General features: G+C 73.1%; 17 protein-coding genes and 1 pseudogene. 9 read left to right on the plus strand and 9 right to left on the minus strand.

Going from position 1 to position 24,704, the window contains the following annotated elements; all coding sequences use genetic code 11:
* Position 1: 1 nt before the first annotated feature.
* A complete protein-coding gene (locus tag WMF26_RS38050) occupies positions 2-1,141 on the minus strand; it encodes a glycosyltransferase (RefSeq protein WP_437996711.1) in 1,140 nt (379 codons plus the stop codon).
* A gap of 239 nt (positions 1,142-1,380) precedes the next feature.
* Positions 1,381-3,294 carry a glycoside hydrolase family 2 protein gene (locus tag WMF26_RS38055; protein WP_437996712.1) on the minus strand — a complete coding sequence of 638 codons (1,914 nt, stop codon included), beginning with the start codon at positions 3,292-3,294 and terminating at the stop codon, positions 1,381-1,383.
* 488 nt (positions 3,295-3,782) lie between these two features.
* On the opposite strand from WMF26_RS38055, the gene clsB reads away from it, so the two are divergent.
* The 3 genes from clsB (at position 3,783) to WMF26_RS38070 (ending at position 7,047) form a co-directional block, all read left to right on the plus strand.
* Positions 3,783-4,931, plus strand: a complete 1,149-nt coding sequence (gene clsB / locus WMF26_RS38060) for a cardiolipin synthase ClsB (protein WP_437996713.1) — start codon at positions 3,783-3,785, stop codon at positions 4,929-4,931.
* 86 nt (positions 4,932-5,017) lie between these two features.
* Complete coding sequence (locus WMF26_RS38065; protein ID WP_020739599.1) at positions 5,018-5,857, plus strand: AAA family ATPase; 840 nt, start codon at positions 5,018-5,020, stop codon at positions 5,855-5,857.
* A gap of 2 nt (positions 5,858-5,859) precedes the next feature.
* On the plus strand, positions 5,860-7,047 hold the full coding sequence (locus tag WMF26_RS38070; protein WP_437996714.1) for a vWA domain-containing protein: 1,188 nt from the start codon (positions 5,860-5,862) through the stop codon (positions 7,045-7,047).
* A gap of 30 nt (positions 7,048-7,077) precedes the next feature.
* Here the strand turns inward: WMF26_RS38070 and WMF26_RS38075 are convergent, their stop codons facing one another.
* The 3 genes from WMF26_RS38075 to WMF26_RS38085 form a co-directional block, all read right to left on the minus strand.
* Positions 7,078-7,971 (minus strand): Uma2 family endonuclease, encoded by an 894-nt coding sequence (locus WMF26_RS38075; protein ID WP_437996715.1) that lies wholly within the window; start codon positions 7,969-7,971, stop codon positions 7,078-7,080.
* A gap of 137 nt (positions 7,972-8,108) precedes the next feature.
* Positions 8,109-8,798: a sensor histidine kinase gene (locus WMF26_RS38080; protein WP_061624161.1), complete on the minus strand. Its 690-nt coding sequence runs from the start codon at positions 8,796-8,798 to the stop codon at positions 8,109-8,111.
* A 108-nt stretch (positions 8,799-8,906) separates the two neighbouring features.
* Positions 8,907-11,927: a TIGR03960 family B12-binding radical SAM protein gene (locus WMF26_RS38085; RefSeq protein ID WP_437996716.1), complete on the minus strand. Its 3,021-nt coding sequence runs from the start codon at positions 11,925-11,927 to the stop codon at positions 8,907-8,909.
* Positions 11,928-12,075: 148 nt separating this feature from the next.
* Between WMF26_RS38085 and WMF26_RS38090 the strand changes: the two genes are divergently transcribed.
* The 6 genes from WMF26_RS38090 to WMF26_RS38115 all read left to right on the plus strand — a co-directional run bounded on the left by WMF26_RS38090 (position 12,076) and on the right by WMF26_RS38115 (position 20,319).
* Complete coding sequence (locus tag WMF26_RS38090) at positions 12,076-12,417, plus strand: hypothetical protein (protein ID WP_020739604.1); 342 nt, start codon at positions 12,076-12,078, stop codon at positions 12,415-12,417.
* Positions 12,418-12,660: 243 nt separating this feature from the next.
* Positions 12,661-13,719 carry a YihY/virulence factor BrkB family protein gene (locus WMF26_RS38095; protein ID WP_437996717.1) on the plus strand — a complete coding sequence of 353 codons (1,059 nt, stop codon included), beginning with the start codon at positions 12,661-12,663 and terminating at the stop codon, positions 13,717-13,719.
* Positions 13,720-13,912: 193 nt separating this feature from the next.
* Complete coding sequence (locus WMF26_RS38100) at positions 13,913-15,892, plus strand: ATP-binding protein (RefSeq protein ID WP_437996718.1); 1,980 nt, start codon at positions 13,913-13,915, stop codon at positions 15,890-15,892.
* Positions 15,889-18,120, plus strand: a complete 2,232-nt coding sequence (locus WMF26_RS38105; protein WP_437996719.1) for an ATP-binding protein — start codon at positions 15,889-15,891, stop codon at positions 18,118-18,120. Before WMF26_RS38100 ends, WMF26_RS38105 begins: the two co-directional genes overlap by 4 nt.
* Before the next feature lie 360 nt (positions 18,121-18,480).
* Entirely contained in the window at positions 18,481-19,518 is a 1,038-nt protein-coding gene (locus tag WMF26_RS38110) for an RNA polymerase subunit sigma-70 (RefSeq protein ID WP_437996720.1), read from the plus strand.
* A gap of 174 nt (positions 19,519-19,692) precedes the next feature.
* Positions 19,693-20,319: a glutathione S-transferase family protein gene (locus WMF26_RS38115; protein ID WP_437996721.1), complete on the plus strand. Its 627-nt coding sequence runs from the start codon at positions 19,693-19,695 to the stop codon at positions 20,317-20,319.
* Between the two features lie 61 nt (positions 20,320-20,380).
* Here WMF26_RS38115 and WMF26_RS38120 read toward each other — a convergent pair.
* The 4 genes and pseudogenes from WMF26_RS38120 to WMF26_RS38135 form a co-directional block, all read right to left on the minus strand.
* Positions 20,381-20,545: pseudogene (locus WMF26_RS38120) on the minus strand (hypothetical protein); the annotation flags it as partial.
* A gap of 223 nt (positions 20,546-20,768) precedes the next feature.
* Positions 20,769-23,030, minus strand: coding sequence for a DUF3160 domain-containing protein (locus WMF26_RS38125; RefSeq protein WP_437996722.1), 2,262 nt, complete (start codon positions 23,028-23,030; stop codon positions 20,769-20,771).
* Positions 23,031-23,130: 100 nt separating this feature from the next.
* Positions 23,131-24,237 (minus strand): PAS domain S-box protein, encoded by a 1,107-nt coding sequence (locus WMF26_RS38130; RefSeq protein WP_437996723.1) that lies wholly within the window; start codon positions 24,235-24,237, stop codon positions 23,131-23,133.
* A complete protein-coding gene (locus WMF26_RS38135) occupies positions 24,234-24,641 on the minus strand; it encodes a DUF7793 family protein (RefSeq protein ID WP_437996724.1) in 408 nt (135 codons plus the stop codon). The genes WMF26_RS38130 and WMF26_RS38135 overlap by 4 nt, the downstream gene beginning before the upstream one ends.
* Between the last annotated feature and the right edge of the window lie 63 nt (positions 24,642-24,704).

Here is a 24,704-nt window from a genome sequence, read left to right on the forward strand (position 1 = left end):
CTCACCTCGCCGCCGCGGCGAGGCCGCGGCGCTCCAGGGCGCCCTCGAGGAGCCGCTCCATCCTGGCCCAGGTGGCGTCCCACGAGCGCTGCCCGAGGACGTCGTCCACGCGCGCGAGCATCGCGCCGCGCTCCTCGGCGAGGGCCGCCTCCACGGCGGCGACGAAGTCGCGGGGGGCGTCCGCGATGCGCACCAGCCCGAGCTCGCCGTAGGGCTGCACCACGTCGCGGATCGACGTCGAGACGACGGGCCTGCCGCCGGCCAGGTACTCCGGCGTCTTCGTGGGGCTGATGAACCGCGTGGCCTCGTTCCGGGCGAAGGGTAGGAGCGCCACGTCCCAGCCCCCGAGATACGCGGGCAGGTCTTCATACCGCTTCTGCCCGAGGACATGGATGTTCGGCGCGCGGGGCAGCGTCGCCGGGTCGATCTTGACCACGGGCCCCACAAGCACGATCTGCCAGGCCGGCCGCAGCGCTGCCACGGCGGCGAGGAGCTCGAGGTCCATGCGCTCGTCGATGACGCCGAAGAAGCCCAGGCGCGGCCTCGGGATCGCGGCCTGGTCCTCGGGATCGGCGCGGGAAGCGGCCCGCGCGCGGGCGAAGTGCGCGACGTCGACGCTGCTCGGGAACGCGTGCACGCGCGGGTGCAGCGCGCGCTTCGCCTCGTAGAGGCTCGCGCCGCCAGCGAAGACCAGATCGGCGCGGCGCAGGAGCTCGGCCTCGCGCTCCTTGAGCGCCGGGGGCGCCCCGGCGAACGCCGAGAGCTCGTCCATGCAATCGTAGACGGTCGCCGCGGGCGCGAGGTGCCGAGAGAACGGCAGCGCCACCGGCGTGTAATACCAGAGCACGCAGTCGCTGATCGCGTGGCGCCTCATCATGCCGTCGAGGAGCTCGCGTTGCATGGCAGAGGCCCGGGAGGGCTCGGCGCCGGAGGGCAGGTGCGGAGTCGCGACGCAGAGGCCCTGGTGCTGGGTCGCCGTCTCCTCGAGGCGCGGGGGCCCGCCGTCGAACAACGGCTCTTCGAAGAAGAAGACCCTGCGCCGCCGCGCGCAGCGCGTGAGCAGGTGCTGCGGCCTCTGAAACACGAAGCTGAAGCGCAGGTGCGAAAAGCAGATCACGTCCGGCTGCGGTCTCGCGCTCATCGATCCCTCCCGCTCGATCTCGCTGTGCACCTGGGTCGCATCCCGGGCTTCGGACAAGCGTTATTCAAGGAGCATGCCCGGAATCGCGCCGCGGCGCGGCGTCAGCGCTCCTCGCGCGAAGCCGCCGCGCGAGGGCGTGTCCATGTCGAGGAACAGGCTCGGAAACCCAATGCATCTGGACGAGACCGGAGTCGGCTGACGCGCGGCAGCGCTCCAGGCCGGCCGGCGCCCCGGCGCGGCTAACCGCCGTCCTCGACCAGGGGATCGACCACGCCCTCTTGCCGAGGTCCCTCGCGTCCTCGGAGCTCCAGGCAATCGGGCTGCAGGTGCCCGGCGACGCGGCCGCGCGTCGCGGCGGCGATCTCGTGGAGCGGGAACTTCGGGGTTCGATCCGCGTAGAGAAGCCCGTTCGCCTCCTGGTACGTGTCGGCGAACTGCGTATAACAGAAGCCGCTGAGCAGCTCGACCGAGCGCACGGCCGCGAGCAAGCTCTCGTAGGCTCGGGCGAACGACCTCGGCTCGTTGTAGAGCGAATAGCCCCAGATACCCGAGGTGCCCTGCCGGAGCGCGATCCCGCCGAACTCCGACAGGACGATCGGGAGGTCGCTCGCCCCGCGGTGGCCGTCGAGCACGAGGAGGCGCCCGCCGGGGCGCTCGCGCTGGAACAGCCGGGGCCGGACCTCCTCGGCGTGGTAGCGCCGCGCGATCCGCTCCGCGTCGGCGTCGTAGTCGTGGATCCCGATGATGTCGGTCGCGACGCTCTCCCAGCCGTCGTTGCCGACCACGGGGCGGGTCGAGTCGAGCGTCTTGGTGAGGTGGTAGAGCGCCTCGACCCAGTGGCGCTCCCGGGCGTTGTCCGGCAGGTTCGGCACGCCCCAGGACTCATTGAACGGCACCCACGCCATGACGCAGGGGTGGCTGTAATCGCGCTCGATCACGTCGGCCCACTCCCGCGTGAGGCGCTCGACCGACTGCGAGGTGAAGCGGTAGGCGCTCGGCATCTCCTCCCAGACCAGGAGGCCGAGCGTATCCGCCCAGTAGAGGTAGCGCGGGTCCTCGATCTTCTGGTGCTTGCGCACGCCGTTGAAGCCCATGGCGCGCGCGAGCTCCACGTCGCGCCGGAGCGCGTGGTCGTCCGGCGGCGTCATCCCGGTCCCGGGCCAGTAGCCCTGATCCAGCACCATCCGGAGCGGGAGCGGCCTCCCGTTGAGCACGACGCGATCGCCCTGGATCGCGATCGAGCGCAGCGCCGTGTAGCTCCGGACGCGGTCGAGCACCTCTCCGTCGTGGCCGAGGAGCTCGATCTCGGCCTGGATCAGGATGGGGCACTCGGGGCTCCACAGGAGGTGGTTCCGGAAGTCGTCGATCCCCGGATCGGAGAGCGCGATGCGCCGGTGCGCCTCGCCGGCGACGACGGCGTAGGTGTCGTCGGCGAGCAGCGCGTCGTCGCTGTGGAGCCGAACCCTGAGGCGCAGGTCGTCGCGCCGCTCGCCAGCGATCCTCACGTAGCAGTCGATCTCCCATCGGGTGAGGCTCGACGCCCAGCGCACCGCCCCGATCGACGTCCTCGGCACGCGCTCCATCCAGACGGTCTGCCAGATGCCGGTCGTGCGCGGATACCAGATCGAGTGCGGCTCGCGCTGCCAGTCCTGCTTGCCGCGCGGCTTCGCCAGGTCGGCGGGGTCGTCCTCGGCGCGGACGACGATCTCCTTTGCCCCTGGCCCGCCGAGGACGTCGGTGATGTCGACGCTGAACGGCGTGTAACCGCCGACGTGGCGCGCGACCACGCACCCTTCTACCCAGACGGTGGCCTCGTAGTCGACGGCGCCGAAGTGCAGGACCAGCCGCTCGCCGTCGCGGAGGTCGGGCGCCTCGAACGTCCGCCGGTAGAAGCAGGCGCAATAGAACCCCGTCTCCCCGACCCCGCTCTGCTCCGTCTCCGGCGAGAACGGGACGTCGATGACGCGATCCCAGACGACCTCGGCGGGCCTCCTCCACCTCGCCTGCGGATCGAGCGCGAACGCCCATGTCCCGTTCAGGGAGGTCCACCCGGCGCGCCGGAGCTGCGGCCTCGGATATCCGTGCTCGCGGCCGCCCGCGCTCGACAGCTCGTCCTCCGCGGCGTGTCGCCCCTTCGCTCGCCTCGGTGTCATCGCGTGACGTCCCCTCCCAGCGCGCGAGCAGCCGGACCGAACCGCGGAGTCTCAGCGCTCCTCGCCAGGCGCTGGATGATGCCCGTGCGCCCGGCGCAAGTCCAACCGCTCCTCTCAAATAGGCCCATTCCACCGCCCGGCCCATCGCCCCCATTCGACCGGACATCAAAGCAAACTCCACATTTCCCGTTCACGCCGACCTCCCTTCTCTCAACACGCTCACTCGGCCCGCTCGTCACCACGGTAGGCCCGAGGAGGGGGCGTGCGTCGCGCGGTGTTGGGGATGGGCCGATGTCTGAGCCTGGCCATCGCTCCTCCGGCTCTGCCGGAGGAGCGATGGCCAGGCGAGTTCGGCGGGGCCCCAACACCGCGCGACGCACGCCCCCTCCTCGGGCCGGGCCGCCCGGATCGACGATCGGGCCGATGCCGCCCCCTCACCCGCGCTACCATCCAGCCGCCTCACCCCGAGCAGCCCGGCCCCTCGCTGCATGTCCTCGCCCCCTCCCGCGTCCACCGCGCCCGCCTTCGCCGAGATGACCGTCGGCGCCCACCGGCTCGCGCTCCTCAAGGACGGCGCCCAGACCTACCCGGCCATGCTCGAGGCCATCGCCCGGGCCCAGCGCACGATCTGCCTCGAGACGTACATCCTGCGGGACGATCGCACCGGCCGGCGCTTCGCCGAGGCGCTCATGGCGCGGGCGGCGGCGGGCGTCGAGGTGAGCGTGCTCTTCGATGCCTGGGGCTCGTCCGTCTCGTCGTCGTTCCTCGACGGGCTCCGCCGCGCCGGCGTCCGTCCCCTCGCCTTCCGCCCCCTCGAGCTCTCGGCCCCCTTCGGGAAGGTGACCCGCCGCGACCACCGCAAGGCGCTCATCGTCGACGGCACCGTCGCCTTCACCGGCGGCCTCAACATCTCCGACGACTACGCCGCCCCGGAGGACGGCGGCGCCGGCTGGCGCGACACCCACCTCCGCATCGAGGGCCCCGCCGCGGCCGAGCTCCAGTACTTCTTCCTGCGCACCTGGCAGCGCGCCGGCGGCGGCCCCATCGACGATCAGCGCTACGGCTACGCCGAGCGCAGGCCCGACCCCGCCGTCCAGATCATCAGCAACGACCTCCCCCGCCGCAGGCACCGCCACGGCATCCGCGAGGCCTACCGGCACGCCATCGAGCGCGCCCGACGCCGGATCTTCATCACCAACGCCTACTTCCTGCCGCCGCTCCGGGTCATCCACGCGCTCTCCGCCGCCGCGCGCCGCGGGGTCGACGTCAGGATCATGGTCGCCGGCACCACCGACGTGCCCGCGGTCCTGCTCGCGTCGCGCACCATCTACGGCCACCTCCTCGACGCCGGCGCCCGCATGCTCGAGTGGCGCGGCCGCGTCCTGCACGCCAAGACCGCGGTCATCGACGGCGTCTGGTCCACCGTCGGCTCCACGAACCTCGACAGCCAGTCGCTCCGCATGAACCTCGAGGCGAACGCCGTCATCTCGCACCGCGGGTTCGCCGGCGCCCTGGAGCGGATGTTCGCCGACGACCTCGCCCACTGCCGCGAGATCACCGTCGCGCACTGGGCCCGGCGCCCGCTCTGGGAGCGGGCGGCCTCGTGGACAGCCTACCTCGCGCGCGACTGGCTCTGACCCCGGCGCGCTCGAACGACGTCGTTCGACGTTTCGCCCGAGCCCGCGCGCACCGCCGCGCTCGCCGGCGGGTGCTACCGTTCGGTATGTCCGACTTCCGCCGCTTCCGCGGCACCGAACGCTACCTCACCAACGAAGCGCTCGAGGCCGCCGTCAACTGCGCGCTGGTCCTGGAGCGGCCGCTCCTCGTCAAGGGAGAGCCCGGCACCGGCAAGACGCTGCTCGCCGAGGCCATCGCGCAGAGCCTGTCCGCCGAGCTCATCCCCTGGCACGTCAAGAGCACCACGCGGGCGCAGGACGGGCTCTACGTCTACGACACCGTGCAGCGGCTCTACGACGCGCGCTTCGGCGACGGCGACGTGCGCGACATCCGCCGCTACATCAAGCTCGGCCCCCTCGGGAGGGCGTTCAGCGCCGACAGGCGCGTCGTGCTCCTCATCGACGAGGTCGACAAGGCCGATCTCGAGTTCCCGAACGACCTCCTCCACGAGCTCGATCGGATGCGCTTCCGCGTCGCCGAGACCGGGGACGAGATCGTCGCCCGCGAGCGGCCCGTCGTGATCATCACCAGCAACAACGAGAAGGAGCTGCCGGACGCCTTCCTGCGCCGCTGCGTCTTCCACTTCATCGATTTCCCGGAGCCGGAGCTCATGCGGGACATCGTCCGCGTCCACCACCCCGAGCTCGATCGCACGCTGGCCGATCAGGCGATGCAGGTCTTCTACGAGATCCGGAAGAACACCCGGATCCGGAAGCGGCCCTCGACGAGCGAGCTCATCGACTGGATCGCCGTGCTGCGCAAGGCGGGCGTGGGCGAGGTGAAGCTCGACAAGACGCTGCCGTTCCTCGGCGCGCTGCTCAAGAAGGAGCAGGACCTCGCGGCCCTGGCCGATCAGCTGGCCGGCGGCAGGCGGTACCGGTCGTAGCGATGTTCGTCGAGTTCCTCTACGAGCTCCGGGCCCGCAAGGTCCCGGTCGGCGCCCAGGAGGCGATCGGCCTCGCGCGCGCGCTCGCCGCGGGCCTCCACGAGAGCTCGCTCGACGGCTTCTACCACGTCGCGCGGGCGCTCCTTGTCCACTCCGAGGCGCACCTCGACGACTTCGACCTCGCGTTCGCCCAGCACTTCCGCGGCGTGCACGTGGAGGCCAAGGCGATCGCGGAGGAGCTCCTCTCGTGGCTCCGGGATCCGGTGAAGATGCGCGCCCTCTCCGAGGAGGAGAAGGCGACGCTCGAGGAGCTCGACCTCGAGGAGGTGCTCCGGCGCTTCGAGGAGCGCCTCCGCGAGCAGCGGGAGCGCCACGACGGGGGGAACCGGTGGATCGGGACCGGCGGCACGTCGCCGTTCGGCCGCGGCGGGTTCAACCCGAGCGGCATCCAGGTCGGCGGCTCCGCGGGCGGGCGGAGCGGCGCGATGCAGAACGCCGACGCGCGCCGCTACCGGCCTTACCGCAGCGACGTCACGCTCGACGTGCGCCAGATCGAGGTGGCGCTGCGCAAGCTGCGCGCCTTCGCGCGCGAGGGCGGCGAGCGCGAGCTCGACGTCGAGGCGACGATCGACGCGACGGCCAGGAACGCGGGCGAGATCGAGATCGTCACGCGGCCCCCGCGCCGGCCGAACACGCGCGTGATCCTGATGATGGACGTGGGCGGCTCGATGGATCCCAACGCCGCGCTCGTGTCGCAGCTGTTCAGCGCGGCGAAGCGCGCGACGCACTGGAAGGAGCTGCGGAGCTACTACTTCCACAACTGCGTCTACGAGAAGGTCTACAAGACCGAGGGGCTGCAGGAGCCCGTGCCGGTGCGCGAGCTCCTCCGCGAGTGCGGCAAGCAGCACAAGCTCGTGATGGTCGGGGACGCGTCGATGGCGCCGTACGAGCTGCTCGGCTCGTCGGGCTACGGCGGCACATCGCCCGACGCCGACGCGCGGCTGCCCGGCGTCGCCTGGCTGATGATGCTCCGCGAGCATTTCGACCGCGCCGTGTGGCTGAACCCCGACGGGATCGGCCCGTACCCCCACCCGACCGTCGACGCGATCAAGGGCATCTTCCCGATGTTCGCGCTCACGCTCGAGGGCCTGGGAGAGGCCGTCTCCGAGCTCGTCCGCGGCCGCGGTTGAGCCGGCGCGGCGCGCGGTCGACGGGGCGCGTCAGCGGGCCGCGCGCCTGAACACCTCCGCGGTGGTCGACGCGACGAGGGCGCGGTCGAGCCAGCCATCGAGCTCGCGCTCGCTCCTGCACGACGCGATCTTCGCCGCCGCCGACTTCGTGAGCCGCAGCCCTCGCCGATCGAGGACGCGCCGCAGCGCATCGCGCTTGCCCTCGAGGATCCCTTCCTCGCGCCCCTCTTCGCGCCCCTCCTCGCGCCCCTCTTCGCGCCCCTCCTCGCGCCCCTCTTCACGCCCCGCTTCGCGCCCCTCTTCGCGCCCCTCTTCGCGCCCTGCAGCGAGCACGGCGTCGAGGTCCTCGTAGCCGCGCCGCTGGAGCAGGTTGGTCAGCGTGGCCTTCTCCGCCTCGCTGCGATCGTAGAGCGCCTCGACCGGGAACGAGTTCTTCAGGATGCCCGGCGCGCTCAGCGTCTGCCCGGGGAGCACGACCCGCACCTTCCGTCGGGGCTCATGCACCTCGACCCGCCGTGGGCCGTTGAGGCGCACCACCCACACGAGCTTCGTGCCGGCCGCGAGCAGGTCGTCGATCTTCTCCGTGAGCTCCGCCTCGTCCTGCCCCACGTCGGCGTACTCGATGGCGAGCTCCGGTACTCCCTTCACCCAGCCGGGCCGGTCGGGCACGTTCCCCACCGCCACGTCCGGCGCCCGGAGGGTGCCCGGCCCCAGGGCATAACCCGTGTCCACGCCAGCCTCCTTGACCGCCGGGTCCCACCCGACGACCGAGCTGCCCAGGTGGTTCGGCCCGGAGCCTCGCCCGCCCGTGGGGGCGCAGTACACAGGGTGGCCATTCGACAGCTCGTACGGTGCGCCCGAGCGGAGGTGCTCCGGCCGAAACGGGCCGCGTTCCGCCGGACGGCGCTTGGCCTGCATGGACATGAGAGGACGATAGCATGCGGGCGGCGCGACCCGGCGGGCGGCGCGACCCGGCGGGCGGCGCAACCCGGCGGGCGGCGCGACCCGGCGGCGGCGCTCCCGGCCAGGGGTCCAGCGACGGGCCCGGCCGGCGCGCCCGGCTACTGGCTCGGCAGCCACATGCGGAACGCCGTGCCCGTGCACCGGCCCGTCGTCGCCGTGATCTCGCCGCCGTGCGCCTCGATGATGACCCGGCTCAGCGCGAGCCCGAGGCCGGTCCCCTTCACCTTGGCGGTCACGAGCGGCTCGAACAGGTGGTCGACCACGCAGGGGTGGACGCCAGGGCCGTTGTCCTCGACCTCGAGGTACGTGCGCTCGTCGCCTCGCCACGCGCGCGTGACGATCGAGCCGCCAGGGGCGTTGTCGAGCGCCTCGATGGCGTTGAGGTAGAGGTTCGAGAAGACGCGCTCGAGCAGGATGGGGTCGCACTGGAGCGTGAGGTCGGCCGGCGCGACGGCGACCTCGAAGCGGACCGCCGTGGGCAGCACCAGCGCGTGCCGGGCGCTCTCGATGAGCTTGCCGACGTGCGCCGGCTCGCGCCGCAGCGGCTCGCCGCGCGCCAGCCCGAGGACGCTGCCGATGACCTCGTGCGCCTTGCGGATCTCGCACGTCACCCGGTCGAGGTGGCGCAGCAGGCGGGGCCGATCGTCGAGGTCGCGCTGCGCCAGGTAGAGCGACGACTCCGCGACCGCGAGGGCGTTGCGCAGCTCATGGGCGACGCTCGCACCAACCGCTCCCGCCGCGGCGAGGCGCGCGGCGCAGCATTCGGTCTCGTGACCCTCTTTTGCCATAAAGCGGACCGCAGCGTAGCCGATCCGCGGGCGATCGCCCGCGCGCTCCGCGGGCGACGCGATGACATCACCCGGAGGATCTTTGCGGTGCGACCGTCCCGGGCTGGCTCACTCGGCGTCCGCGGCGAGCGCGATGGACGGCGCCGGCTCCGGGGCCGACTTGACGCGGCGCGCCCGCTCGAGGTCGAAGAGCGAGAAGCGCTCGCCCGCGGCGGAGCCCGACGGCGCGGCGCGGCCGAACAGCTGAAGCCGCACGGCGCGGTGCGGCGGCGGCGCGATCGCGCCCGGCGCCCCCCCGGGCTCGCCCGCGATCACCGCCGCGACCTCGGAGGATTTCACCGCGCCCGAGCCGCGGATGTCGACCTCGACCTCCAGGGCGACGAGATCGCCGACGAGCCCCGCGCGCGCGAGCGCCGAGAGCACGTCGGGCCCGCCCACCTCGGCCCGCACGAGGTACTGGCGCACGTCGACCATCTTCGCGATCCGCTCGATCTCCCGGCGGATCGGGAGCGACGCGGCCGAGAGGGCGGCGCTGCAGCGGGCCGCGAGGACCGCCTCGGCGTCGGCGCCGACCGCCGAGCGCGCGAACGCGAGCGCGTAGCGCGCGCCGGCGATCAGCTTGCTCAGGGCGGGGTCTTCCGGGCCGAGCTTCACGGCGCCGCGGAACGCGAGCCCGCGGGGGCTCGCGGCCGACATCGAGGCGACGAGCGCCTCGAGCGCGGCCGGGTCGAGGTCGCGCTCGAGGCGGAGGTCGACGTACTCGTCGAGGCTGATGACGCCGAGCGAGAGCGCCGGCGAGAACGTCATGTCGGGCTTCGGGTGGAAGCCCGCGGTGTAGGTCATCGGCGCGCCGACGCGCCTGAGCACGCGCGGCAGCTCGCGCACGACGTCCAGGTGGCCGAGCAGCGCCATCGGGCCGGTCTTCTCGAAGCAGAAGCGGTAACGGAAGCCGCCGCGCCCCTTCGGCGCGGGCGCGCGCGGCTTCGCGCGCGGGGGCGCCGCGGCCTCGGCGCGGGACGGATCCTCGGCGCTTTCGCGCGGGAGCTCCGCCGCGCCGGCGGGCGGGGACTCCGCGCCGCCGAGGTGCGCCGGCTCGGCGGGCGAGCTGGCGGCGGCGGGCGACGGCGCGGCGTCCGCCGGGGGCGAGGCGGCCGCGCCGGTGAGCACCGGCAGCGAGCGCTTGTGGGCGCCGAGCCGGTCGAGGAAGGTCAGCCGCTCCTCGCGCATCTGCGTCATGTCGCAGGCGACGCCGCAGTCGTAGCAGACGAGCCGCCGCGTATCGGCCCTGGCGTCCTCGAGGTTCGTGTGGTGCACGAACGTGCCGGCGACCTTGCCGCACGGCGGGCTGAGGCGGCTCTGGAGCGCCTTCCTGTACTCCTTCGCGAGGAAGCCCTCCTCGAGGCCGACGTCGATGTGATCCCAGGGCAGCCGCGCCGTCACCGGGAGGGTGCCGAGGTACCTCGCCCGGTCGACGCCGAAGTGCGCGAACGCCTCCTCCCACACGGACAGCTTGAGCTGATCGTCCCACGAGTCGAAGCGGGCGCCGCTCCGCCACGCCCGCTCGAGGACGTCGGCGAGGGGGCGGTCGCCGCGGGCGAAGATGCCCTCGAGGACGCTGGCGTGGGCCTCGTGCGTCTTCAGCGTGACAGCGCGGTAGGGCCGCACCGTGTCCTTGAGCAGCTGCTGCTTGCGCCCGACCTCGGCGAGCGCGTCCATCGCCGCCCACTGGAACGGGGTGTGCGGCTTCGGCACGTGGGTCGAGACGCTGACGGTCACGTCGACCGGCTTGCCCTTGCCGGCCGCCCTCCGCCCGGCGCCGGCCGCGCGGGCGCCTGTCTCGACGATGCCGCGCACGTCCTCGTCGGTCTCGGTCGGGAGGCCGATCATGAAGTAGAGCTTCATCTTGCCCCAGCCGCGGCTGAACACGCGCTCGGCCGTCTCGAGGAGCTGCTCCTCCGTGACGTTCTTGTTCACGACGTCGCGCATCCTCTGGGTCCCCGCCTCGGGCGCGAAGGTGAGGCCCGTGGCGCGCACGCGCTTGAGCTCGTCGAGGAGGTCGGGCTCGAGCCCGTAGGCGCGCAGCGACGAGACGCCGAGCGAGATGCGCTCCTTCGTGAGGCGATCGGTGACCTTCTTGACGAGCGGCGAGATGCACGAGACGTCGGCCGTCGACAGCGCCGTGAGCGAGACCTCGTCCTGGCCGGACTTCTGCACCGCGCGCATCACGGTGTCGACGATCTGCTCGGGATCGCGCTCGCGGACCGGGCGGTAGATCATGCCGGCCTGGCAAAAGCGGCACCCCTCGGTGCAGCCGCGCGCGATCTCGATCGACATGCGGTCGAAGATGGCCTCGGGGCCGCCGGTGGGGCTCTCGTCGGGGAACGGGTACTGGTTCAGGTCGACGAGGGCGCGCTCGACGGGGAACGGGATGCCGTCGACGAGCGGGCGGTCGACGACCTCGAGGCCGGTGTCGGGGTCGAGCCGGGTCGCGTAGAGCGAGGGCACGTACACCGCGCCGAGGCGCGCGATCGCGATGAGCCGCTCGCGCCGCGGCACGCCCTCGCGCTTGAGCCGGGTCCACGTGAGGGCCACCTCGGTCGCCTTCTCCTCGCCGTCGCCGATGACGAGGGCGTCGAGGAAGGGGGCGATCGGCTCCGGGTGGGTCGCCGTCGGGCCGCCCGCGATGACGATCGGGTCGTCCTCGCCGCGGTCCTCCGCGCGCAGGGGGACGCCGCCGAGGTGCAGCATCGTGAGGATGTTGGAGTAGGTGAGCTCGAACTGCAGGGAGAAGCCCACCACGTCGAAGTCCCGGAGCGGCCGCGCGGACTCGAGCGAGACGAGCGGCAGCCCGCGCTTCACGAGCTGCGCCTCCATGTCGACCCACGGCGCATAGCAGCGCTCGGCGAGCGTGCGCGGGTCGTCGTTCAGGAGCTTGTAGAGGATCTTGAAGCCGAGGTGGCTCATCCCGATGTCGTAGACGTCGGGGAAGGCGAGGCAGACGCGCGCCTCGACCGACGCCCAGTCCTTCACGACCGAGCCGACCTCGCCGCCCGCGTAGCGCGCGGGCTTCTCGACCTGATCGAGGAAGGAGGCGTACGGGTGGTCGGCGAGCAGGGGGAGGCTGTCCATGGCGCCCCGGCGCGTAGCATGGCCGGCGCGTGGCGGCACCCGCGGGCCCCGGGCTCCGGGCGCCCGCCCGCTGTCGCGGCCGGCAGCGGCGCCGGGATCGCCGCGGGCCCGGAGCGGCGCGACGGCCCGCTTGGGCTATGCTCACCCCGTGCGCGAGCGGGATGCCCACCACGTGGAGATCGATCGGCAGCGGCACGTCGAGTACCGCGATCCCAGCGAGTTCGACCGGATCGCCTTCGCGATGCGCGCGCTGGACCGCCTCCGGCCGAAGCGGATGACCGTCGCCGTCTACCCGGCCATCGCCGCGCTCCGCGTCGAGCGCGGGAGCAACCTGCAGCGCGGCGAGGGGGGCTCGTGGGCGATCGTCGGCATCCCGCCGCACGCGAGCCGCGAGCACATCGCCTACGCCCTCGCCGAGCTCGCCGGCGTCGAGTCGGTGCCCTACGCGGTGCAGAGCCTCCTCGCGGCCGACAGGAACGCCGACGCCTAGGCGCGCCGACACGATCGCCGAGGCCTGAGCGCGGCCCGCGTCTGCGCTCGCGCCGCGCGATCGTGACGCGCCCGTCACGCGATCCAGCGTGTGGGACTGCCCCGCACGGACACCGCCGCCCTGCGTCCTCGACGCGCGCCTTCGGCTGCGCCGCCGGAAGTTGCCGCTGTCCCGAGATCGCCGCGCCTCTCCCGCGCGGCGGATGGTATTGCGCCCCGCACCCGGGAGAGCGACGCTGCGCCCGTGCCATCTGCGATCCGGCGACACATCGAGCGCCACCGCGCCGCGAAGGCGGTGTGGAGCGTCATCGTCAGCCTGGACCGCCACAACGGGCCGCGGGCCGCGAGCGCGATGGCCTTCGACGCGTTCCTCAGCCTGATCCCCCTCGCCGCCTTCGCCGGCTACGTGCTCAGCCGGACCAAGGAGTGGTCGGACCTCGTGGTGCAGCCGCTCCTCAAGGCCGCGCCCCCGGAGGTCGCGAACCTCGTCTCCGAGGAGCTCTTCCGGCTCTCGCAGTCGTCGGCGGTCGCCCCCATCAGCATCACCGGCTTCCTCTGGATCACGTCCTCCGGGCTCTCGACCGCCATGGGCGTGTTCGACACCATCTACAACACGCGCGAGCGCCCCTGGTACGTCCGCAGGGCGATCGCGGCGGCGTGCGTCATGGCCAGCCTGGCCGTGGTGCCCGTGGTCGCCGGCGTCGGCGTGCTGATCGGCTCGCTCTCCGGCTCGATCGGCGCCCGCATCGTCGCCTTCGCCCTCCCGGCCGGGCTCGTCACCTGCATGGTGGCCGCGTTCTTCAGGCTCTCGATCCAGCGCCCGAACATCGAGCGGCGCCGGGTCTTCCCGGGCGCGGTGCTCACCGTGGTGCTCTGGTCGGTCGTGTCGACCCTGTTCTCGCTCTACGTCGCCACGCTCGGCCGCTACGCCACGTTCTACGGGAGCCTCGCGACCGTCGCGATCTTCCTGTTCTGGCTGTGGCTCCTGGCCCTGGCGCTGCTCATCGGCGGCGAGCTGAACGCGCGCCTGGAGCGCGAGCGCGCCGGGGTGCTGTCGATCCCGCCCCCCGGCAAGTGGAGCGCGCTGCAGCTCTCCGAGCTGGCCCAGCTCTCCGACCCTGCCCAGAGCCCCACCCCGCTGCCCCAGAGCGCCACGCCGCTGCCCCAGAGCGCGACGCTGCCCCAGAGCGCGGCGCTCCCCCGCGGCGCCGCGGCGCAGCGCCGCGACGCCCAGGGCGAGGCGGACGAAGGCGAAGAGCGCGGCGCCCCGAGCTCGCCGCCCGCGCGGCGGGCCGCGGGGTAGCGGGCCCGCCGCCCCCGGCGGCCGCGCGCTGAAGGACGGACGGCCGCCGCCCGACGGCTCGGCTCGGCACGGGCGGTGAAAGCTCCGCCGATCGTTCGCCGCTCGGCGCTCACTCGGCGCGCATTCGCACGGTGGGTGCGCGCACTTCGCGCAGGGGGATGTCGAGGGCGGGCGTGAGGGGGAGCAGTCGAGCGTGCACGCGCACTACGGAGCCGGGGGTGACGGGGGCGGCAGCCGGCGCCCCGCGCCTCCGAAAGGGGACGCCGGGCTGTACTTTCTGGGAGCGCTGCACGAGCTCGTCGCCATCGGCCTGCACCGACCGGCCCTCGACGCGCTCTGCGCAGGGCAGCGCGACATCGCCGATCCCCCCATCGACCGCGCCTACCTGATCAAGATCCTCGACGAGGAGATCTCCCGGCAGTTCGGGCACCCGCTCCGGCCGCTCATCGAGCTCGTGCTCAACGCCGCCGACGCGGCCCGCGCGCCGCAGCCGCTCGTCGACGTCGCCGTCATCGACGGGCGCGTCGACGTCAGCGACACCGGCGCCGGCATGGGGCTCCGGGCAATCCTCTCACGGCTGCTCATCCCGTTCGCGACAGACAAGCGGCCCGGCATCGATCTGGGCCGGTTCGGGGTCGGGTTCTTCTCGGTGCTCGGCCTCGGGCTGTCGGACCCGGAGGGCTTCAGCCTGCACCTCACCACCGGCGACGGCATCGAGGGGTGGGCGATCCGCGTCGTGGCGTGGCCCAGCCTGGGCGACGCGGGCGTCGCGCCCGAGCTCGCCCCCGACGAGCCCGAGCGCGCCCGCGGCCGCGCGTCGCCCGAGCTCACCGCCGCGCTGATGTGCTCGGTGCGCCGGATCGCGCCGCTGCTCGGCACGCGCGTGCGCGTCACGTCGTCGCTGCTCGAGTCGGGCGCGGTCCGCGCTTACCTGCGCGACGCGCTCCACTTCTTCCCCGCGAGCCGCGCCCTCGTGCTGCTCGACGGCGCGGCCGTGAACGACGGCCGGCTGATCTCGGGCGGGCGGCTCGTCGAGGAGCGCATCGCGGCCGCGCCGGCCGACGGCGCGGACGACCCCCCCGCGGCGAGCGGCCCGCGCCCCGCGGCGAGCGGCACGCGCCCCGCCGCGGCGAGCGGCCCGCGCCCCGCCGCGGCGAGCGGCCCGCCCGCGGAGGAGGCGCGCGCCCGCCTCGCGGAGGGGCGCGACGGCGCGCTCGTCGCGCGCTTCCACGTCGGCGGGCGGGCGCTGCTCCCGAGCATCTCGGCGGCCACCTTCCACGCCGGGGTCAAGGTCGAGGCGTGCCTGGCCCTGGCCGAGCTCGCGCTCATCGACTTTCCGGCCGCCGTGGAGCTGACCGAGGGGCGCGACGCGCTCAAGGTCGGGCCGGCGTTCACCGCAGCCGCGACGGCGTTCTACCGGCGGCTCATCCAGATCGCCGCGGAGGGCGGCGAGGGCCGGCGCGCGCGCGACCGGCTCGCCGAGATGGCCGCGCAGATCAGCGCGCTCATGCTGCAGTCCGCGGGCTGGGACGAGGTGGCCCTCGAGCTCGCGCGCGCCCTGCTCGGCCCGGGGCGCTGCATGGTGAACCCCGAGCGGCGCGAGGCGCTGCTCGGGTTCCTCGGGCCGAGCGTGGCCGATCGGCTCTTCGTGCCCGAGAGCTTCTGGGCCGAGCGCGAGTGGCAGCCCCACCTGCCCGGCGAGCGCGAGCTCCTCGAGGACGAGCTCGAGTTCGACCCGCCGGAGACGCTCGCGGCCCTGGCGCGGCGCCGCGGCGATCTCGCCGGGCTGCCGCTGCTCGTCGCGCGCGCGGTGAGCCCGCACACGACCATGGTCGCCCTCTGCCGGGGCCGGCTCCAGGCGGGCGGCGGCGGGGGCGCCGCGGCGCGTCGGGCGCCGGGCGCGCTCCCGTCCCCGGACGCGCCGTCGCGGCGCCCGGCGGGCCCGCTGCCGTGCCTCGGCACGCGCCGGCTCCTGCTCATCCGCGACGACAGCGCGGCGGTGCGGCGGCCCGCGGGCTGGTGCGACCGCTACGCGCTGCGGGCCGCCTTCGACCGGGCCTCCGGGGTGCGCGAGGCCGATCTCGAGCGCGATCTCATCGTCGGCGAACCCGTGGACGGGGCGGCCTGCGCCGCGCTCCGGCCCGGCGAAAGGACGTCCGGAGGCGATCCATGACCCAGATCTCGTACGGGCTTTTCTCGGAGCTGCTCCTCGTGCGGATCCACGGGCGCGCGGAGGCGTACCTCCAGGCGAGCAGCGCGGAGCGCCTCGCGCTCGTCGCCGCCTGCCGCGGCGAGGCCACGGTGCCCGACCTCGCGCAGCGCATCCTCTCGCGCACCATCTACGCGCAGGCGTCGTCGCGGATCGGCCCGCTCCGCGAGCTGCTCCAGAACGCGCTCGACGCCTCGCCGCCCGGCGCCCGCATCGACGTCCGCTCGACCGAGGACGGGCGCGAGATCTCGGTCGCCGACCAGGGCCGCGGCATGAGCCGGACCGAGCTCCTCGCCGACCTGCTCGTCCCCTTCCGGAGCGGCAAGGCGGGCGAGCCCGACGCGATCGGCGAGCACGGGATCGGCTTCTTCTCGGCGCTGGAGATCGCGCCCTGGATCGAGGTGGTCACGGCGACGCCCTCGGGCGGGCACCGGCTGCTCGTGGCGCCGCTCGGCGCGGGGCCGCCCTACGACGACTTCTCGTGGACGCTCCTGTCCTTGCCCCGCTCCTCGGCCGCGCCGCCGCCTGGCCTCGCGGGCGCCGCCGCGCCGCCGCGCCGGTCGACGACGGGCACCTCGGTGCGGCTCTCGCTCGCGCAGCCGATCTCGCGGCCGGCGCTCGCCGCCGAGGTGGCCTCGGCGGTGGGGCTCGTCGACCCGGCCGTGGCGCGGATCTACGTCGACGGCGCGCTCGTCAACACGGCGCGGGCGCGCCTCCGCCGCGCCGCCGAGGTGCCGCTCCGGCTCCCGCCGTCGGGCGAGCTCTGCGGCGCGATCGAGCTCCTCGTGGGCCGGGGCGAAGGCGTCGAGCCGCAGCTCACGATCACCCAGAAGGGGCTCACGGTGGCGGCGCGGATCGACCCCTTCCCCGGCCCCGAGCTCGGGCTGCACCGGGAGCTCGCGCGTGCGATCACGGCGGCCGGCTTCGGACTTGTCGCGGAGCTGCCGCTCGCGGTGCCGCTCAACAAGGGCCGCTCGGCGGTCGCGGCGAGCACGTCCACGGCCGTCGAGGCGGCGCTCGTGGCCGCGTTCGAGCGCTTCATCCTGCGCGACGCCCTGTACGACCGCGAGCTCTTGCGCGCGGTGGATCACCGGCTCTCGTCGGTGCTCGACCGGCTCGTGCAGGCGGCGCTGCTCGGCGAGAGCGTCACGATCGCCTCCGCCCAGGCGGTGGACGAGCTCGATCCGGGCGCGCGCACCCCCACGGTGGCGGCCCCCGAGCAGGTCATCCGCTTCGCGAGCGGGCTGCTCGACGCGCCGCTCTTCCGGTCGATCGTGGTCGACGCCGGCCCGCGGCCCCCTGGGGCGGCGCTGTCCCCGCTGCTCGGCCAGCTCCACGCCCGGAGCGCGCCGCTCACGCTGCGCGAGCTGCTCAAGGCGCACCGGGACGGCGTGCTCCGCCCGCTCGAGGGCTCCCCGCCGGGGCCCGGGCGGAGCGCCGCCCGCGCGCCGCTCGGCGCCGCCGCGGCGCCCGAGGCTGCCGGGCGGGAGGCGCCCGGGGCGCGGCCGGGCGAGCTCGTGTACCTCGCGATCGACGAGCCGCTCGCGCAGGCGTTCTGGCGGCGGCTCGCGACCGAGGGCGCGGCCTCGCCGCCGCTCGCCGAGGCCGCCGCGGCGGCGCCGCAGCGGCCGGCGAGCGCGGCGCCGTGCCCGATGCCCCGCACCTCGCGCGACGCGCTCCTGTCGATCGCGGCCGAGGTGCCCGGCGTCCGCGCCGTGGCCGCGGCCATGACGGTCATCGAGCGGCTCGAGGCGGCGATCTCGGAGGCGGCGGACCTGCCGACGTCGCCGATCTGGGTGCACCAGGATCTCTACGGCCCGGACGAGATGGCGCACACCGACGGGAGCGGGATCAGCGTGAACCTCGCCTCGTCGCGGGTGCGGACGCTGCTCACGGCGGTGCTCCTGCGGGACGACGCGGTCGCGTTCACGGCGCTCACCGATCTGCTGCTCCACGAGAAGACGCACGTCTCGCTGGCGAGCTACGTCCCGCGCCCGACGGCCGAGCACGGCACGAGCTTCTACCGCCGCAAGGACTGGATGCGCCGCCGCCTGCTCGCCGCGATCGCGAGCGGCGCGGTCGCCGACCCGATGCGCTGGCTCGCGGTGGCGCGGCGCGGCCTCGCGAGCGCGGCGCTCCCGGCGCCGGCGGAGCTGTCGCGGGCCTTCCAGTCGGCCGCGGCGGCGGCGTGAGGGGCGGGCGGGGGCGGCGGGAGGGCGGCGGGGGGCGGCGCGCGCGGGGGGAGGCGCTCAGTGCGAGCCGGGGGTTGTCCGGAGCCTCGGGGGTGAATCGGAATTCAAACCGGAGGCTGTCCGGAGCCTCGGGGGTGAATTGAAATTCAAACCGGAGGCTGTCCGGAGCCTCGCGGTGAATTGAAATTCAAACCGGCGCCTGCGACAGGCGGCCGGAGCGCGGAGCGGGTCGGAACGTCGCACCGCTCTCAGCCTCGATGCCCACCCTGACCCTGATGGTTCCCGTCATGATGGGCGTCCGGAGCCTCTGCGCTCGCCCCCGGCGCTGGCGCCCCCCGGGACGGTCGCTATAGACATCGCATGAGCGACCACGACCCCGCGCCGGCGCCGCTCGGCGGGGCCGAGAAGCCCGGCGCCGCGCCCGCCGGCGACCGCGAGGCCTTCGAGCGCCTGGCCGCCGAGCTCGGCCCGCAGCTGCGCCTGCATTGCTACCGCATCCTGGGCTCGCTGCACGACGCCGAAGACGCGCTGCAAGAGGGGTTCGTGCGGGCGTGGCGGGCGTTCGACGGCTTCGAGGGGCGCGGCACGCGCAAGGCGTGGCTCTACAAGATCGTGACCAACGTCTGCCTCGACCTGGCCTCCCGGCGCAAGCCGCGGGCGCTCTTGCCCGAGGCGAGCGGGCCTTCCGACCCGACGGTGCCGCCTTTGCCGCCCTCGCCCGAGCCCTGGTGGCTCGAGCCCTGCCCTGAAGCCTGGTCGGTCGAAGAGGCGGTCGGGCCCGAGGCCCGCTTGAGCCGGCGCGAGGGCGTGGCGCTCGCGTTTCTCGCGGCCATTCAGCTCTTGCCGCCGCGGCAGCGCGCGGTGCTGCTCCTGCGTGACGTGCTCGGCTGGTCGGCCGAGGAGACCGCGTCGCTGCTCGACGTGACGACCTCGGCGGCCAACAGCCTGCTTTCGCGCGCCCGGGCGACGCTCGAGGCCGAGGCCCCGCTCGCGCGCGAGGCGCCCTGGCAGCCGCCCGAGGGCGAGGCGGCCGAGCTGCTCGCGCGCTACGTGCGAGCCTGGGAGGCCAACGATCTGACGCTGCTCGCGGCCGTGTTGCGCGAGGACGCCTTCTTGACCATGCCGCCCACGCCGACCTGGTACGCGGGGCGCGACGCCATCGTGAGCTTCGCCGCGCACAAGTCTTGCGGCGCGGCGGGCCGGCTGCGCCTTCTGCCCGTGCGCGCCAACGGGGCGCCGGCCTTCGTGGCCTACCGGCGCGAAGACGACGGCGCCTTCCGCCCGTTGCTGCTCCAGGTGCCGTCGCTCTCGCCCGGGGCGGTGGCGGCCATCTACACCTTCTTGTTACCTGCGGGCGCCTTCGAGCGCTACGGCGCGCCGGCGCGGCTACCCGGCTGAGGAGCGGGCATCTCGAACACCCCCGCCTCGCCGGGGTCCTCGGCACAGGCCCTGGGGCGCGCGGAGGGCTCGAAAAAAAGTCTCGGGCGATCGAACAGTTTTCGCCGCCAGCCCGGTCTCAAGGGGGAGCGTGCCTCGAAGGATGGGGCACCGACCTCGACAGGAGCGCCGACGATGAAATTTTACGAATTTGCGCCGACCCGATCGATCCGTGTCCGCTGGACGCTGCAGGAGCTGGGGGTCGACTTCGAAGCGATCAGCGTCGATCTCAGGGGGGGCGAGCACAACCGGCCCGAATTTCGCAAGATCAACCCCGCCGGCAAGGTGCCTGTGCTCGTCGACGGAGACCTCGTGATCACCGAGTCGGTGGCGATCGTGCTTTATCTCGCAGAGAAGTACCCACAAAAGCACCTTTTGCCGACCGATCTACGGCAGCGGACCGAGCTCAACCGCTGGCTCTTGTTCACCGTGACCGAGCTCGAGCAGCCGCTCTGGCGCATCGCCCGGCACCGCTCGCTCTACCCCGAGGCGCTGCGCCTGCCCGCCGACATCGACCTCGCCAGCCGCGAGTTCAAAGCGATGGCCACGGTGCTCGAGGAGCACATGCGGGGCCGCCAGTTCGTCGTGGGCGACGGCGTCACCGTCGCCGACTTCGTGCTCGCCTACACGCTCGACTGGGGCAACGAGGCCAAGCTGCTGGGCGATTGTCCCGGACTTCTCTCTTATATGGAGCGAATGTACGCCCGCCCCAACGCGCCGCCGCGCATCGCACAGGCCCTGGCGAGCATCGCGGCCAAGTAGCCGTTAGGCCGTAACCGTCCACCCCTCGCCATGGTCGTGGCCATTCGCTGGCGAGCACGCCCCAGGCCAGCGAGTCGTCTGCCGCCACCTTGGTCGCGGACCAGTAGATGCTGTTCTCCCGGATCGTGAGGATGTCCGGAAACGCCGTGCTGTGACCTAGATCCAGGATGGAGACGAGCTCGCGCAGCGTCGGCAAGCGCCACTCGTCAGATGAATTGAAGTTCAAACCCGAGCCTGTCGCGAGCGGGCTCTGATGTAAAATTTCACTCCAGTCCGAGGTTCAACCGCGGAGCCCGCGCAGCGCGCCGCGCTAGGCACGCCCTCGACGCGCGGTCCCCAGGCGACGACATCCACGGCAGACCGTGATCCCGCTGTCGCACGGCGCCTCGGCCGGCACACCGCGGCACACATTCCACGAAGGCCAGCTCGCGTGGCCCCGGGCCGCGCGATCAGCGGGCGACGATGTCCTTCATCCAGGCGACATCGCCCGGGGTCGCCCCCACGATCTCGCCGGCCCACTGCTCGTCGGTCATGCGCTCGAAATTCCCGGTGATCTTCTCGAAGTACGACGACACGAGCCCCACGTACGCGCGCGGCGTGCCGCACGGGTCGGCGGTGACGACCATGAGCCGCGGCAGGCCGGTGCCCACGTGCAGCACGCGGCCGACCATCGCCCCGACCTCGTCGGTCGGCTGGGTGTGCACGTCGGCGATCGTCGGGTCCTGCTTCGCGCCGAGGACGGGCTGGTAGAAGAGATCGGCATACCAGCCCTCGACGCCCTCGGGCGAGCCGCAGCCGTACTGGATCCGGACGGCCTGGTTGATGAAAGCGAGGTGCTCCTCGGTGAGGGGCAGCCCGGCGCGCTGGTTCTCCGCCATCTCGCCGAGCGTCGTCGCGACGCCCTGCAGCCGCGCGAAGTACGCCGACAGCGCCGTCTCGATCGCGGGAAAGGTCGATAGATCGAGCGACTCGACGACCCTGCCGCCGTGCTCGGCCAGCTCGGCGATGCGCGCGTAGAACGCCGGGTACGGGTCGACGTAGGCGTCCGGGAACTCGCACGTGGTGCCGCCCGTGTACGACTGCTTGGCGTAGAGGATCGTGTCGTGCCGGAGCTCCGCCCAGGAGGCGAGCTGCGTGTTGAGCAGGCGCCGGCCCCACGCCTCGGTCTTCGCCACCCCGGGCAGCCCCTCGGCCTCGGCGAGCGCCCGCGACGGCGACAGCTCGCGCAGCGCGCCGAGCCAGCGGTTGTAGAGGTTCTTGCCCCAGAAATCGGCCGGGTGCGCGTCGACGAGCACCCGCATCATGTGCAGGTCGGGCGCGTAGGAGAACTGCCCGAGCTCGGGCGCGAGCAGGAGGCCCGCGTGGTCGTTGCCGAGCGCGGCGAAGCCCACGTCGAGCGGGCTCGGCATCATGCGCTTGACGGCGCCGCCCTGCACCCGGTCGTAGACCACGTTCGAGAAGACGTGCGAGTCGACGACATACCGCTGGCCGAGCAGCGCGAAGCTCGCCGACAGGGGCAGCGTGCCCTTGTCGAGGCCGTTGATCATGATGTGGCTCGAGATCCGCTGCGTCCCGTAGCCCTTCTTCCCGACGACCGCGACGATCGCGTCGTCCGGGACGCCGGCGAGGCCGGCGGCGTCGGCGAGGCCGAGGTCCGCGAGCAAGGCGTCGAGCTCGGGGAGCGTCATAGAGTCGCTCTCGCCGACGAACGCCTGGATCGCGTCGTCGATGCGCGTGTAACGGTCGAGGGTCTTCCCCTCGGCGAGGGCGCGCAGCGCGTAAGCGCCCTCGAGCTGCCGCCGGTGGAAGACCTGCTCGCCGTTCTCCTGGGTCTCGAGGAAGCGGAAATCCACGCGGCCGAGCCACATCATGCTGCGGAAGTAGCGCCCGAGCTCGGGCGTGTCGGCGTAGTGGCCGCGCGGCTCGAACTGGGAGAAGTCCATGAGCCGGTCGACGCCGAAGAGGCGCACCTCGCCCGCGCCCTGGTGGGCCTTGGCGCCCGCCACGAGCTCGTCGATCTTCGCCGCGTCAGCGCCCGCGACGGGCGCGACGGGCTCGTCGTTCAGGAGCGCTAGCGCCACGGCCGTGAAGAGGTCGGCGTCGGCGCGCGCCTCGGCGCCGAGCTCGCCGCCCGCGCCCGCGGCGAGCCGCGCGCGCATCTCCTCGAGCATCGTCCCGAGCTCGGAGGACAGCGAGGCGACCTCCAGGAGCTTCAGGATCGCGTCGTAGGAGCGGTGGACCGCGTACAGGATGGAGTCGGCCGACACGTAGAGCGGCAGGTCGAGCGCGTAGATGCTCTCGTAGCCGTACACGAAGGTCGGGAAGGTCCTCTTCTCGGAGATGACGAAGCCGTTCGCGGACAGCTTCGCGAGCTCGTCGTCGTCGAGCCGGAACGTGGAGCCCTGGATCAGCGACAGGTTGTCGGCGTCCGCGGGCGCGTACGAGAGGCCCGACGCGAAGTCGACGCTGTACTTCGAGGCGAAGTCCGCGGCGGTCATGCGCGCCGAGGACTCCCGCTCCGCGAGCAGCGCGCCGAGCTCCGCCTGCTGCTCGGGCCCGAGCGGCGCTGACGGCGATGTCGGCGACGGCGATGGCGGCTGCTCCGACGGCGCACCGCCGGCGTCGGACGGCGGCAGGCCGTCGCTGGAGCAGCCGCCGGCAAGGGCCAGGAGGAGCGGGACGATGGAAACGTGAAGGGACGTCCTGGGCATCGTGTTCCCCTTTCGGAGCGCGCCTCCCCGGAGGCGCGGCGAGCCCGACGCGGGCAAGGACGATGCCGGGCTCGCCGGCGCGGCATCGTGGCCTGTCAGGTCACGCCGGCTTCGGCTTCTGGAGCTGCTTCATGGCGTATCCGATGCCGGTCTGCAGCGAGCCAAACGTGTAAATGCCGCCGAGATTGAACTCGAGCTCCATGAGCGCCACCGCGACCTCCGGCCGGATGCCGGTCAGCACCACCTGGGCGCCGAGGAGCTTCACCGCCTTCACCGCGTTGACGATGCCCTGCACCGCCCGCGCGTCGATCTTCCGCACGCCGGTGATGTCGATGATGACGATCCGCGCCTCGCGCGCCACGACGCCGTTGAGCAGCGTCTCCATGATCTGGGTCGAGCGGCGATCGTCCACGGAGCCGATCACCGGCATGGCCAGGATCTGATCCGCGATCGGCATGAGCGGCGTCGAGAGCTCCTCGAGCAGGAGCGCCTGGGTCTGCACCACCTGCTCGAGGCGCTGGCGCTCCTCCTCCTCGAGGCGCTTGCGCTCGGTGAGATCGCGCGCGACGCAGACGAGCCCCTGGCTCTCCCCGAGGCCGCCGGTGATCACGGACGTCGAGAGGGAGATAGGGACGACCTCCCCCGTCTTCTTCTGGAACGCCGTCTCCTCCAGGAGGACGCTGCTCTCGTCGTCGCCCATGATGCAGGGAAACGCGCCCGGAAAGATGGTGCTGGCGGGCGCGCCGACGAGCTCCTCGGCGGTGTAGCCCGACAGGCGGCACGCCGCGGTGTTCACGCTGGTGATGGAGCCCGCCTTGTCCACGACGACGAGCAGATCGCTCATCGATTGGAGGATGTTGTCGACGTACTCCTTGGACACCACCCTGGAGGCGAGCTCCTCGGCCACCATGTTCAGGCCGAGCGCGAGCGCGTCCCAGGCGTCGCCTTGATCGCTGACCTCCGCCCGCTTCGTGAAGTCGAACGACACGATGGAGTTGAGCATCACCATGATGTCGTTGAGCCGGCGCTCCAGCCGCTCCTCCCTCGCCCGCCGCTCGATCACCTCCTGCACCAGCGCCTCGGCGGCGCGCTTCGCCAGGTCGAAGCTGGCCTCGCCCGGGGCCTCGCCCAGCGCCGGATTCGCCCCGAGGAGAATCGAGCAAAGCTCGGCAACGCGAGAGTCGGTCGACGGCTCTCCTTCGCTCACGAGCGGAACCCTTTCAGCCACTCGACCGCGGCCGCCTCGTCGGAGAAGATCTTGGACGGGTTGGCGCGCTTGCCGTGAATCGTGCTGAAGACTGCCATCCAGATGTTCGCGATGGTCGTGCTCAAGGGCGAGTCGACCAGCAGCGCCGCAGCAGACCAGCTCGCCGTCGCCTCGGGGCTTCCGTAGTAGGACCGGGCGTCGCGATCGGCCGCCTTCACGCGGGTGAGATCGACGAGCGCCGGCCGGCGCGCGCCGCTGGTGATCGAGTTGATGCCGGCGATGACCTCCCGGGCGATCTGGATCGTTTGATGCGTCCCGGGCGCGAACTCGACCCGCACAATCCCGTTCGCGTCGTCAAGCCAGACTCTGCCCGACGAGAAGGTTACCGCCGTGCTGTTCTCCATCCCTGTCCTCCTCACGCCGGCTGGCCGCTCGAACGAGAGCACCCAGCCATGGCCCACCAGAGC

Source organism: Sorangium sp. So ce185 (assembly GCF_051526825.1).
Taxonomy (GTDB): Bacteria; Myxococcota_A; Polyangia; order Polyangiales; family Polyangiaceae; genus Sorangium; species Sorangium cellulosum_D.

Coding starts and splice junctions, on each gene's coding strand:
- WMF26_RS38050 (WP_437996711.1), bottom strand. CDS start 1,141: ATGAGCGCGAGACCGCAGCCGGACGTGATCTGCTTTTCGCACCTGCGC.
- WMF26_RS38055 (WP_437996712.1), bottom strand. CDS start 3,294: ATGACACCGAGGCGAGCGAAGGGGCGACACGCCGCGGAGGACGAGCTG.
- clsB (WP_437996713.1), top strand. CDS start 3,783: ATGTCCTCGCCCCCTCCCGCGTCCACCGCGCCCGCCTTCGCCGAGATG.
- WMF26_RS38065 (WP_020739599.1), top strand. CDS start 5,018: ATGTCCGACTTCCGCCGCTTCCGCGGCACCGAACGCTACCTCACCAAC.
- WMF26_RS38070 (WP_437996714.1), top strand. CDS start 5,860: ATGTTCGTCGAGTTCCTCTACGAGCTCCGGGCCCGCAAGGTCCCGGTC.
- WMF26_RS38075 (WP_437996715.1), bottom strand. CDS start 7,971: ATGTCCATGCAGGCCAAGCGCCGTCCGGCGGAACGCGGCCCGTTTCGG.
- WMF26_RS38080 (WP_061624161.1), bottom strand. CDS start 8,798: ATGGCAAAAGAGGGTCACGAGACCGAATGCTGCGCCGCGCGCCTCGCC.
- WMF26_RS38085 (WP_437996716.1), bottom strand. CDS start 11,927: ATGGACAGCCTCCCCCTGCTCGCCGACCACCCGTACGCCTCCTTCCTC.
- WMF26_RS38105 (WP_437996719.1), top strand. CDS start 15,889: ATGACCCAGATCTCGTACGGGCTTTTCTCGGAGCTGCTCCTCGTGCGG.
- WMF26_RS38110 (WP_437996720.1), top strand. CDS start 18,481: ATGAGCGACCACGACCCCGCGCCGGCGCCGCTCGGCGGGGCCGAGAAG.
- WMF26_RS38115 (WP_437996721.1), top strand. CDS start 19,693: ATGAAATTTTACGAATTTGCGCCGACCCGATCGATCCGTGTCCGCTGG.
- WMF26_RS38125 (WP_437996722.1), bottom strand. CDS start 23,030: ATGCCCAGGACGTCCCTTCACGTTTCCATCGTCCCGCTCCTCCTGGCC.
- WMF26_RS38135 (WP_437996724.1), bottom strand. CDS start 24,641: ATGGAGAACAGCACGGCGGTAACCTTCTCGTCGGGCAGAGTCTGGCTT.